The sequence below is a fragment of the Kitasatospora sp. NPDC001540 genome (assembly GCF_042894345.1).
Lineage (GTDB): Bacteria > Actinomycetota > Actinomycetes > Streptomycetales > Streptomycetaceae > Kitasatospora > Kitasatospora phosalacinea_C.
The window spans coordinates 1-11,880 of the sequence record NZ_JBIAVO010000044.1 but is presented as its reverse complement, the minus strand read 5'-3'; the positions used below and the strand labels follow the sequence as shown (position 1 = coordinate 11,880).

Genomic DNA, 11,880 nt, shown 5'->3' with positions numbered 1-11,880 from the left:
ACCGCGGATCGGACCGGACTCGAACCGGGCTCGACATGACGGACGAGTGTGACTCGGCCCGCCCTCGAGCACCCGCCCGTAGCGTCGGACCTGCTCCGGCGACCACGTTGCCGGACCCAAGGTCGGCGTCCGGCGCAGAAACGCGGGGGAGAGTCATGCGGGTCCTGTTCGTCTGCTCGGTCTCGGCCTCCCACCTGATCCCCATGGTCCCGCTCGCCTGGGCGCTACGGGCGGCGGGCCACGACGTCCGCGTCGCCTGTTCGGCGGACTCCGCGCCCGGCGCGCTCGCGACGGGCCTGACGGTCACCCTCGTCGGCGGCGACGGGGACTTCGCCGAGAGCCACCGGCGCAGCGTGTCCGAGACCAGTGAGCAGCACGGCCACGGTGGAAAGGACCACCTCGTCAACCTGTTCGCCCGCAGCGCGCGGGACATGATGGACGGCCTGTTCGCCGTCGTCGACAACTGGCAGCCCGACGCGGTGGTCTACGAGCCCGTCGCCTTCGCCGCGGAAGTTGTCGCGGCCGCCCGCCCCGTCGTGACGTTCCGCCACCTGTGGGGTCCCGACCTGCTGGCCACCACCCCCGGGCAGTGGCTCCGCCACCGGGTCCACGAGTCCCTGGCGGACGAGTTCCACGCCCGCGGCGCGGCGCCCGCGGACTTCCACGACCGGTTCGTCATCGATCCCTGCCCGCAGGACCTGCAGCACCTCGGGGCCGGCACGGCGATCCCCGTGCGGTACGTGCCCGTGGACCGGCCGGGTCCGGTACCGCCCTGGCTCATAGGCGTCTCGCCCGCCGACCGGATCTGCGTGACGTGGGGGACCTTCGGCGACGCCATGCCCAACGGCCACCCGTTCGTCCGCATGCTGGAGCGCCTGGCCGGCATCGGCAAGGAGGTCCTGCTCGTCGTCCCCCCGGCGGACCTGGAGCGACTTCCGCAGCTTCCCGAAGCCGTGCGCCCCGTCACCGGGGCTCCGCTCCACGCGGTGCTCCCCGCCTGCTCCGCGATCCTGCATCACGGAGGGGCGAACACCATGCTCGACGCGGTCTCCCGCGGCATCCCCCAGCTGGTGGTGAGCGACACCTTCGAGCGGTCCCTGAACGGCGAGCGCCTCGCCGCCACGGGCGCCGGAACCCACCTGACGGCTCGCCAGGCCGACGGCCCCGCCGTCGAACGGGCCGTAGTCGACATGCTCGCCTCGCCGCAGTGGGCCCTGAGGGCCGAGGCGCTGCGCGCCCAGATGGCGAGCAGGCCCAGCCCCGCCGAGGTGGCCTCCGTCCTCCAAGACCTCAGCGCAAGGAAGGCAGCACTCAAGTGACCACAGCGGACAAGCCGGTGGAGACAGACGTCGTCGTCGTTGGCGGGGGGCCCGTGGGTCTCATGCTCGCCTCGGAGCTGCGCGCCGGGGGCGTGCAGACGCTGGTGCTCGAACGGCTGCAGCAGCCGGCCGGACACGACCGGGCCGGAGCGCTCCACATCCGCACGGTCGAGAGCCTCGACCTCCGCGGCCTGCTCGGGGGCTTCCTCGAGGACACCCAACTGGCCAAGGGACTGCCGTTCGCCGGCATGTTCGAGCACGGCCTCGACTTCTCGGCGCTGGACACCCGTCACCCCTACAGCGCCATGGTGCCGCAGTCGCGGACCGAGGAGCTCCTGGCCGAACACGCCAGTGCGCTGGGGGCGCAGGTCCGGCGTGGCCACGAGGTGGTGGATCTCAGCCAGGACGAGGACGGTGTCGAGGTCACGGTCTCCACCGCGGAGGGGAGCTACCGCGTCCGTGCCCGTTACCTCGTCGGCTGCGACGGTGGGCGCAGCACGGTGCGGCGCCTCGCCGGCGTCGCGTTCCCCGGCACCGAGGCGACCGTGAGCGCCCTCATAGGCTACGTGACCACGCCCGAGCGGAACGTACCGCGTCAGTGGCAGCGCACCGCCGACGGTGTGCTCGTGCTCGCTTTCCCGCCCGAAGGCGGCATGGGACGGGTGGTGGCGATCGAGTACGGGCGCACGCCCCCTGCCGGGAGCCCGCCCGTCACCCTCGACGAACTCAGCGAGGCGGTGGAGCGCGTGCGCGGCGAGCGGCTCGCCCTCACGACCCCGGTGCAGTGGCTGTCCCGGTTCGGCGACGCCACGCGTCAGGCCGAGCGTTACCGCACCGGACGCGTCTTCCTCGCCGGTGACGCGGCCCACGTGCACTTCCCGATCGGCGGGCAGGGCCTCAACACGGGTCTGCAGGACGCCATCAACCTCGGTTGGAAGCTCGCCGCGCGGGTGCGCGGTTGGGGATCGGAGGAGCTGCTCGACACCTATCACGAGGAACGGCACGCCGCCGGCGAACGCGTCCTGCTCAACACGCGGGCACAGCTCGCACTGATGCGCCCGGACGAGCAGCACACCACCCCGTTGCGGACGATCATGAACGAGCTCCTGGCCTTGGGCGAAGCGAACGCCTTCTTCGCGGGGATGATCAGCGGCGTCTCGGTCCGGTGCGCGGGCCTGCCGACCGGGCCGGCCGAAGCCGCCCACCCGCTGGCGGGGTCGTTCGCCGGCCAGCTCACCGTCGTGACCGGCCGTGGGGTCGGGACCCCGCTCGCCGAGTTGCTCCGCTCCGCCCGCCCGCTCGTCGTGGTTCCCGGAGACCGCCCTGAGCTGTTGGAGACCGCCCGGAGCTGGCGGGACAGGGTCGATCTGGTCGAGGGGCGGGTGCCGGAACGGCCCGAAGCCGCGATCCTCGTCGTTCGCCCCGATGGCTATCTCGCGTGGGCCGCGGGTCCGGGGAGCGACCCGGCGCAGTTCCGCAGCGCCCTGGCGCGGTGGTTCGGGGATCCGACACGACTTGAGGAGTGACAGTCGGATCCGTATAGTCGGGAGCGACTGATTAGTCGGAACCGACTATGCGTGGGGAGAACAGCAGTGACCCAGGGCACGATCGACGTGGTCGGAGCACGCACGCACAACCTTCAGAACGTGTCGGTGGCCGTGCCGAAGGGCAAGATCGTCGCGTTCACGGGCGTGAGCGGCAGCGGGAAGACCTCCCTGCTGATGGACACCATCCACGCCGAGGCCCAGCTGCGTTACCTCGAGGGCATGAGCCCCTTCGTCCGCCAGTTCATGACCCCCCGCGACCGCCCCCAGGTCGACCGGGTCGACGGGCTGCCCCCGACCCTCGCCGTCGACCAGCGCTCGCCCAACCGCAGCCCCGGATCCACCGTCGCCACCATCACCGCCGCCGATGACTACCTGGGCCTGCTCTTCGCCAGCCTGCCCCCGCTGGGGCCCGACTGGGACGGCAGCATCAGCCGGGTCCTGAAGCCCTCGCAGTTCAGCCCCCGCAACCCCGACGGCTGCTGCTCGGTCTGCTCCGGCAGCGGCCAGCACGCCGCAGCCGATCCGGCCCTGCTCATCGCCCGACCGGAACTGCCCCTGCTCGACGGCGCCTCGGCCTGGTTCGCCGACGCCCGCGAACCGGACAGGGCGCTGCTCGCCGAGCTGGCGCGGCTGCACGGGGCCGACCTCAACGGGCCGTGGGCCGATCAGCCCGCCGGTTTCCAGAGGGCCGTCCTGCACGGCACCGGCGCCGCCATGGTGAACGTCGTCTACGACACCACGATGAAGAAGAGCGGAACGACCATCAATGTCCGCAACCACCGTCAGTGGCCGGGGGTCATCGCCGAGGTCGAGCGCCTGCACGCGGCCGCCCCCACCCCGGCCGCGAAGGAGCGGTACAGCCCCTACATCCGCAGCCAGGTCTGCGCGGAGTGCCAGGGCACCGGTCTGGGGCTGATCGCCCGCACCGTCACCCTCGGGGGGAGCCGTCTCGGCGAGGTCCTGGCCAGCCCCATCAGCGAGGCCGTCCTGTGGGCCGAGCGCCTCTCGGGAGAACTCGGTCCCACCCAGCGCGAGGCCGCCCAAGCCGTGCTGCCCGGACTGCTCGCACGGCTCCGCCTGATGCAGCGGCTCGGCCTGGGCCACATCGGACTCTCCCGCAGCGCTCCGACGCTGTCCGGTGGCGAACTGCAGCGCGCGAGGGTGGCCGCCCAACTGTGCACTGCCCTGTCCGGCGTCGCCTTCGTCCTCGACGAACCCTCGGCCGGCCTCCACCCGGCCGACAAGCAGCAACTGCGGCTCCTCCTCGAGGAGCTGCGCGCGGCAGAGAACACGATCCTGATGATCGAGCACGACCCCGAGCTGATCAAGTGCGCGGACTGGGTGATCGACATCGGTCCCCGCGCCGGCCGCAACGGGGGGCAGCTCGTCGCGGAAGGCTCGCCGCAGGTCGTCGCCGGCGTCGCCCACTCCCTGACCGGACGCTACCTCGCCGACCACGGCCACCGTGTGCACCGCACGCCGCGGGCGCTGCGCGCGGACCGGCGCCTCGTGCTCACGGACGTCTCCGTGAAGACGGTGCGCGCGGAGCGCGTGAGCGTTCCCCAGGGAGCGCTCACCTGCTTGACCGGCGTCAGCGGCAGCGGCAAGAGCACACTGCTGATCGACGGGTTCGCCCAGGCGGTCCAGGCCCGGCTGGACGGGAAGCGCCCCTCGGGGGTCGGTGCCGTGTCCTGGGACGCCGACCTGGACTGGGTCAGCATCGTGGACCAGGAGCCCATCGGGCGAACCCCCCGGTCGAACCCGGCCACCTACACCAAGGCGTTCAACCTGATCCGAGGGCTCTACGCGGGTACCGACGCCGCACGCCGACGTGGACTGACCGCCTCCGACTTCTCGTTCAACTCGGCAGGCGGCCGCTGCGAGGTCTGCGCCGGCCACGGGGTGCGCCAGGTGGACATGCACTTCCTGCCCGACGTGTGGGTGACCTGCGAGGCCTGCGAAGGCCGCCGCTTCGAGCCCCAGGTCCTCGGCGTCACGTGGCGTTCCCGGGCGATCGACGAAGTCCTCGACCTGACCGTCGACGAAGCGGTCGACTTCTTCGACCTGCCCGCCCTGCAGGCGATCCTGCGGGATCTGGTCCGTGTGGGGCTGGGGTACCTGCGGCTGGGGCAGAGCGCGACGGTCCTGTCCGGAGGCGAGGCCCAGCGGCTCAAGCTCGCGGCCGCGTTGAGCCGCACGGGCAAGCGGCCCGGCCTGGCCGTCCTCGACGAGCCGTTCACCGGACTGCACCCCGCGGACGTGCAGGTCCTCGTGGAGGCCCTCGACAGCCTGGTCGCCCGCGGCAGCACGGTGATCCTGGCGGAGCACGACCTGCACGTGGCGGGCGCCGCCGACTGGATCGTGGACCTGGGCCCGGGGGCCGGTGACAAGGGCGGCCGGATCCTGCACGCCGGAACCCCCGGCGACCTGCGGGAATCCGGTTCGGGGCCGACCGCCGACTACCTGCGCTCGATCAGCGGCCTCATCTCCGTCGGCAGTCCTGTTGGATAGATTATTCGGATCCGACCAACCAAGACGCGGAGGGCACGATGGCAAAGAGAAGGCCGGTCTCGAATCTGCTCGGTCTCGCCGTGCTCGGGCTTTTGACCGAGCAGCCCATGCACCCCTACGAGATGGGCGCGACACTGCGCGAGCGCAAACTGGACGGCAGTTTCAAGGTGCGAACCGGCTCGCTCTACGACGTGGTCGAGGCACTGCAGCGAGTGGGCTGGATCGCGGCCGACACCACGGAGCGCGAAGGGCGGCGTCCCGAGAGGACCGTCTACTCCCTCACCGAACTCGGACAACTCGAGTTCGCCCAGTGGCTGGACGAACTCGTCCGCACACCGGTCAAGGAGTACCCGAGCTTCCTCGCCGCCGTCAGCTATCTCGGGGCCCTCGGGCAGGAGCGGGCCGTACAGGCACTCCAGGAGCGCGTCTCCGTGCTCGACACCGAGATCCGTGGGATCCAGGCGACCCTGGCCGAAGCCGAGCGCCAACACGTTCCCAGGCTGTTCATCATCGAAGCCGATTACGCGGCAGCGATGGCCACCGCCGAGCGGGACTGGTGCCTCCGGATCGTCCGCGAGATGGGCGAAGGCACCCTCACCTGGCCCGACAGGCCGGAGCCGACCAGGTCCGCGCTGGCGTCCGCAGGCGGCTCGTCGTGAATGCAGCAGCCACCGCGTCCAGCGCCGACCAGCGGTACCAGGACGTCAACGAGGAGGAGTTATCACGATGATTCAGGTCAGAGGGCTGACCAAGACGTTCTCCTCCAAGAAGGGGAACGTGACAGCCGTCGCGGGCGTCGACTTCGAAGTCGGGGCCGGGGAGATCGTCGGTTTCCTCGGCCCCAACGGGGCCGGCAAGACGACCACCATGCGCATGCTGACGACGCTGCTCAAACCGAGCGGGGGCAGCGCCGTCATCGCGGGACACGACCTGCTGCGCGCCAGCGGAGAGGTCCGCAGGACGATCGGCTACGTATCGCAGACCGGGGGAGCCAAACCCGCGGCGATCATTCGGAACGACATCGTTCTCCAGGGCCGGCTCCACGGCATGTCCAAGAGCGAGGCCCACGCCCGGGCCGACGCCGTGCTGGCGGAATTCGAGATCGAGGACCTCGCCGAGCGAACCGCGGCAACCCTCTCGGGCGGTCAGCGCCGCCGGGTGGACATGGCGCTCGGCCTGGTCCACCGACCGCCGGTGCTCTTCCTCGACGAACCCACCGCCAACCTCGACCCGCAGAGCCGGGCCCTGGTGTGGTCACACATCCGGCGGCTGAGGGAGGAGCACGGCACGACCGTCTTCATCAGTACGCACTACCTGGACGAGGCGGACAACCTCTGCGACCGCGTCCTCATCATCGACCGGGGGCGCGTCGTCGCCGAGGACACCCCGGAGCAGCTGAAAGCGGCGATCGCCCACGACACCGTCCAGATCGACGTTGCCGACGCCGTCGACCGGGCCGTGGAGACCCTCGCCCGCGTCGACGGAGTGCACAGTGTGAGCGCCGACGGCAACAGCCTCTCGCTGGCCTGTGACCAGGCCGACCAGAACCTCAGCGTTCTCCTGCGCCAACTCGACCTGGCCGAGGTCCGCGTGGAGAGCGTGCGCGTCGTCAAGCCCTCGCTCGACGACGTTTTCCTGGCAATCACCCACCGGGGCCGGACCGAGGCCACCGAACACGCCCACGCCTGAGGGAGACCGTCATGCACACCATCCGGGACGCGATGATCGTCTTCCGTGACGAGGTATCGGCTTCACTGCGCAACCGCGTCGGGATCGCCATCGGGCTGGTCCAGCCCTGCGTGTACCTCTTCCTGTTCGGGCCCCTGCTCACCAAAGCCCTGCCCTCCCAGGGAGACAACGCCTGGCGCATGTACATCCCCGGGCTGCTCGTGCAGTTGGCCCTGTTCACCACCGCCTACGCCGGCTTCAACCTCATCCCCGACATGCGCTCCGGGTACCTCGAACGGCTCCGGGTGACCCCCGCCAGTCGGCTCGCCCTCCTGCTGGGCAGGGTCCTGCGGGACCTGGTCCTCCTGACGATCCAACTCCTCTGCATCCTCGCCCTCGGCCTCGCCTTCGGGCTGCGGGCCTCGCTCCCCGGCGTCCTCGCATCAGCCGGCTACGTGCTGCTCCTCGGCATCAGCCTGGCCTCCCTGTCCTACATGCTGGCACTCAGGCTCCCCCTCGAATACCTCTTCGCCCCGGTGCTCAACGGCATCTGCCTGCCCCTCATGCTGCTCTCCGGGATCCTGCTCCCGATGACCTTCGCCCCTGGATGGCTGCGCGGGATCAGCGACGCGAACCCGCTGCGCTACGCGGTCGACGCGATGCGGGACCTGTTCGACGGTCGCTTCAGCACGCAGCCGGTCGCCATCGGCGCCCTCGTCGTGATGGCCCTCGCCGCCCTGTCGATGCGGCTGAGCACCCGCGTCTTCGGCCAGTACAACAGCTGACCGGACGCCACAGACCCCCCGCGCCGTTCGCGCATCCGACCACCCGACCCGCCCACACCGCCTGCCCTCACGAGTGCACGGCGGCATCAGACACGCGCTCACGCAGCAGCTCGAACCCCTTAGGAGCCGATGTGCACTCGGTGCAAGTACAAGACCTGACCAAGACCTACAAGACCAAGAACGGCCTCGTCGAGGCGGTCGCCGGCGTCAGCTTCGACGTCGCCCAGGGAGAGATCGTCGGCTTCCTCGGACAGAACGGTGCCGGCAAGACCACCACGCTGCGCATGCTGACGACACTCCTGAAGCCCACCTCGGGCAGCGCCCGAGTAGCCGGTCACGACCTCAGCACCGACGCCCAGGGCGTGCGCCGCAAGATCGGGTATGTCGCCCAGTCCGGCGGAACGTCGCCCGCGGCCTCGGGGCGCAGCGAGCTGGTCCTCCAGGGTCGGCTCTACCAGATGAACCAGGCCGACGCCGTCCGGCGAGCCGACCAGCTCATCCAGGAGTTCGACCTCGAGGACCTCGCCGATCGGCCGACCGTGACGCTCTCCGGGGGGCAGCGCCGACGGCTGGACATCGCCCTCGGCCTCACCCACCGGCCCGATGTCCTCTTCCTCGACGAACCGAGCGCAGCCCTGGACCCCCAGAGCCGGAGCCTGCTCTGGGAGCACGTCCGCAAGGTCCGCGAGAACTACGGGACCACCGTGTTCCTGAGCACCCACTACCTCGATGAGGCGGACGCCCTCTGCGACCGCGTCCTCATCATCGACAAGGGCCGAGTGGTCGCCGAAGACAGCCCGGAGAACCTCAAGGCCCAGCTCGGATACGACATCGTCACCATCGAACTCGCCACCGACGCGGACCGTGCCGAAGCCGTCCTCGCCCAGCACCCCGCGGTCCAGGAGGTCAAGGCCCAGGCACAGGGCCTACGGCTGACGGTCGAGCACAACGACCGGGTCCTCCTGCAGTTCCTCCGCACCCTCGACGAGGCGGGCATCGAGCCCCTGTCCATCCAGGTCGAGCGCCCCACCCTGGACGACGTCTTCCTGTCCATCACGAACCGCTCCATCAACCTGCCGGGCCAGCAGCCCATGAATGTCTGAGAGAGAACCCCATGCAGATCATCAGCGATTCGGTGCTGCTCTTCCGCCGGCACCTCGACACGACCATGAAGAGCAAGATCAGCATTCTGATCGGCATGGTCCAGCCCGTGCTGTACCTGCTCCTGTTCGGCCCGATGCTGGAAAAGGCCCTCCCCGACGCCTCCGGCAGCAACGCCTGGCAGATGTACGTGCCGGGCCTCCTCGTCCAGCTCGGCCTGTTCGGCGCCGGGTACGCCGGGTTCAACCTGATCCCCGACATGCGCGCCGGCGTGATCGAGCGCATGCGTGTCACCCCCATCAGCCGCCTCGCCCTCCTGCTGGGGCGAGTCATGCGGGACGCGGTCGTCATGCTCATCCAGGCGGTCATGCTCACCCTGGTGGCGGTCGGCTTCGGACTGCGGGCCCCCCTCGTCGGCGTCGTGGGGAGCTTCGTCATGGTCCTCGCGCTCGCGATCAGCCTGGCCTCCATGTCCTACCTGCTGGCCCTGAGCCTGCCCACCGAGTACCTCTTCGCCCCCGTCGTCAACACCGTCGCCCTGCCCCTGCTGCTGCTCTCCGGGATCCTGCTGCCCATGACCTTCGCCCCGGGCTGGCTGTCCGTGCTCTCGCACTTCAGCCCGTTCCGGTACATCGTCGACGGCATGCGCGACCTCTTCCTCGGGCACTACGCCACGCGGTCCGTCCTCGAAGGCGCCGTCGTCGCCGGCGTCCTCGTCGTCGGCTCGCTCGCACTCGGCACCCGGAAGTTCGTACAGGCCAACTCCTAGGCGCGCGTTGCCGGCGCCCGGCCCCGGCCGGGCGCCGGCCGCAGGAGCGCCGCCGGCCGATGCTCCCGTCCGCGGGGCCGTCGGCCTGCGCTGCACCACGAGCAAGAGCCCACATTGAGAGTGCCTCGAGCAGACTGGGCCATCGTCCAAGGGCACAGACGACGCGCGGCCCGTCCGCCCGACCGCCCCCGGCGACGGCCCGGGCGTCCTGCGGGCGTTGACGCGCACCCCGACCGATAGGGAGTGGGAGATGGCGGCCGACACCGAAGAACCAGCCTTCTACGAGACACTGATATGGTCCGAGGCCGAGCCCGACGGCGACCTTCTCGATCCGCCGCTGAGCAGGGCAGACGTGGTCGCCGCGCTGCTGCGGATCGCTGACGGAGAAGGGCTGCCCGCGGTGTCCGTCGCCCGTCTGACGAGCGAACTGGGGCCGGCGGGACGATCCGTCCCCAGCCACGTCCGATACCTCGGGGACCTGGAGGACCTGCTCATCGACGGCGTCCTCGCCGAACTGGTCCTGCCCGAGCCGAAACCCGGACAGTGGCAGGCCGACCTGCGGACCGCGGCCCTGGAACTGCGCGCGGCGATCGCCCGCCACCCGTGGTTCCCGTCGCTCACCTTCCGCCGGCCGCTCTTCGGGCCCCGTGCGCTCGACTGGCTGGACCACATCATGACGGTGGCCGAGGGCGCCGGACTCCCCATCGCCGAGGCGGCCGCCTACGCCGGCATCGTCACGGGCCACGTCCTGGGCGCCGCCATGTGCGAAGCCGAGGAGCGCGAGATGCAGCGCAGGCGGGCCGGCGACCGGACCAACCACGAAGTGCACAACGTGCTGCAGGAGTTCCTCGGCGGCATCGTCGCCAGCGGACGGTACCCGGCGTTCTCACGGTTCCTCCAGGCCGGCGCCCAGCACCTGACACCGGACGAGAGCTTCGAGATCAGCCTCGACGCACTCCTGGCCGGACTGGCCCTGCGAGCCTCGGGGCGGACCACCACGGAGTGAGGCCGCGCGGACCAGCTCCCCTGTCCGGCGTCCGACGTCACGCCGGACAGGGGCGTCTTGGTCGGCGCCCGACCGTCGGGCCGGGTCAACGCCTGCTCGGTGCGCTACCCGCACTCCTCCAGGCGCTCGCCCCTCCGGGCGGAGACCGGCACGCCCCCCAGCTCCTCGGGGGGCGCCGTCCGGACCGGCTGTTGGTCCAGCCCGAGAGCCCGGTAGATGTCCAACGAAGCAGCTGGACGGTTCAAGGTGATGAAGTGCAGGCCGGGCGCGCCCTCACGCAGCAGCACCTCAGCCAGGCCGGTCGCGTGCTCCACCCCGATGCGGTGCGAGGCGGCGGCGTCATCGCGCGCCCGCTCCAGTTGCTCCGCAAGGGCGGAGGGAAGTGTCGCACTGCTCAGTCGGGCGAACTTGCGGATCTGCTCGAAGTGCGTCGCCGGCATGATCTCGGGAATGATCGGGGTCGTGCATCCCGCCGCCGCCACCCGGTCCCGCAGCCGCAGGTAGTCCTCGGCCCGGAAGAACATCTGTGTCACTGCGTAGTCGGCGCCTGCCCGGCACTTGGCCACGAAGTGCCGCAGATCGCTCTCCCGGTCGGGGGAACGAGGATGCCCCTCGGGGAAGGCCGCGACACCGACGGTGAACGCCCCCCACCCCTTGATCAGCTCGACCAGTTCGGCGGCGTAGCGGACCCCCCGGGGATGCGGGTGCCACGCCCCCTGCGGGTCGCCCGGCGGATCGCCCCGCAGCGCCAGCACATCGCGAATCCCCGCATCCGCGTAGCGGCGGACGATCGCCCGCAGGTCGGTGACCGAATGCCCCACCGCGGTCAGGTGCGCGACCAGACGGAGCGTGGTCCCCGCGACGATGCGTTCCGTTGTGCTGATGGTCTGGTCGCGCGAGGAGCCGCCGGCGCCGTAGGTCACCGAGACGAAGGCGGGCGCGACCGGCTCCACGCGCCGCAAGGCCGTCCACAGCCTCCGGTCACCGGCCTCGTCCTTGGCCGGGAAGAACTCGAAGGAGATGCTCCGCTCACCCGAACCCAGCACCTCGGGCAGGCTCCGTGGATGTCTGCGCATGTCTACCTGGCGTTGAAGTACTTGGCTTCGGGGTGGTGGACGACGATGGCGTCGGTGGACTGTTCGGGGTGGAGTTGGTACTCCTCGGAGAGGATCAC

The 11,880-nt window shown here is 70.7% G+C and carries 10 protein-coding genes; 9 read left to right on the top strand and 1 reads right to left on the bottom strand.

What is annotated here, in order from left to right:
• Positions 1 to 155: 155 nt before the first annotated feature.
• The 9 genes from ACFY00_RS33550 to ACFY00_RS33510 all read left to right on the top strand — a co-directional run bounded on the left by ACFY00_RS33550 (position 156) and on the right by ACFY00_RS33510 (position 10,706).
• Positions 156 to 1,319 carry a nucleotide disphospho-sugar-binding domain-containing protein gene (locus ACFY00_RS33550; RefSeq protein WP_388036805.1) on the top strand — a complete coding sequence of 388 codons (1,164 nt, stop codon included), beginning with the start codon at positions 156 to 158 and terminating at the stop codon, positions 1,317 to 1,319.
• Positions 1,316 to 2,845 carry an FAD-dependent monooxygenase gene (locus ACFY00_RS33545; RefSeq protein WP_388036802.1) on the top strand — a complete coding sequence of 510 codons (1,530 nt, stop codon included), beginning with the start codon at positions 1,316 to 1,318 and terminating at the stop codon, positions 2,843 to 2,845. The genes ACFY00_RS33550 and ACFY00_RS33545 overlap by 4 nt, the downstream gene beginning before the upstream one ends.
• A gap of 66 nt (positions 2,846 to 2,911) precedes the next feature.
• The gene (locus ACFY00_RS33540; protein WP_388036799.1) at positions 2,912 to 5,377 is read left to right on the top strand and encodes an excinuclease ABC subunit UvrA; all 2,466 of its coding nucleotides are present in this window, start codon (positions 2,912 to 2,914) and stop codon (positions 5,375 to 5,377) included.
• Between the two features lie 38 nt (positions 5,378 to 5,415).
• Complete coding sequence (locus ACFY00_RS33535) at positions 5,416 to 6,036, top strand: PadR family transcriptional regulator (protein ID WP_285740027.1); 621 nt, start codon at positions 5,416 to 5,418, stop codon at positions 6,034 to 6,036.
• Positions 6,037 to 6,103: 67 nt separating this feature from the next.
• The gene (locus tag ACFY00_RS33530) at positions 6,104 to 7,066 is read left to right on the top strand and encodes an ATP-binding cassette domain-containing protein (RefSeq protein ID WP_388036796.1); all 963 of its coding nucleotides are present in this window, start codon (positions 6,104 to 6,106) and stop codon (positions 7,064 to 7,066) included.
• 11 nt (positions 7,067 to 7,077) lie between these two features.
• Entirely contained in the window at positions 7,078 to 7,830 is a 753-nt protein-coding gene (locus tag ACFY00_RS33525) for an ABC transporter permease (protein ID WP_285740025.1), read from the top strand.
• Positions 7,831 to 7,970: 140 nt separating this feature from the next.
• Positions 7,971 to 8,933, top strand: coding sequence for an ATP-binding cassette domain-containing protein (locus ACFY00_RS33520; RefSeq protein WP_352230342.1), 963 nt, complete (start codon positions 7,971 to 7,973; stop codon positions 8,931 to 8,933).
• Positions 8,934 to 8,944: 11 nt separating this feature from the next.
• A complete protein-coding gene (locus ACFY00_RS33515; protein WP_388036792.1) occupies positions 8,945 to 9,700 on the top strand; it encodes an ABC transporter permease in 756 nt (251 codons plus the stop codon).
• A 250-nt stretch (positions 9,701 to 9,950) separates the two neighbouring features.
• Positions 9,951 to 10,706: a TetR/AcrR family transcriptional regulator C-terminal domain-containing protein gene (locus tag ACFY00_RS33510; RefSeq protein WP_388036789.1), complete on the top strand. Its 756-nt coding sequence runs from the start codon at positions 9,951 to 9,953 to the stop codon at positions 10,704 to 10,706.
• Between the two features lie 104 nt (positions 10,707 to 10,810).
• Here ACFY00_RS33510 and metF read toward each other — a convergent pair whose 3' ends face one another.
• Positions 10,811 to 11,782 (bottom strand): methylenetetrahydrofolate reductase [NAD(P)H], encoded by a 972-nt coding sequence (metF, locus tag ACFY00_RS33505; protein ID WP_388036787.1) that lies wholly within the window; start codon positions 11,780 to 11,782, stop codon positions 10,811 to 10,813.
• Positions 11,783 to 11,880 lie beyond the last annotated feature (98 nt).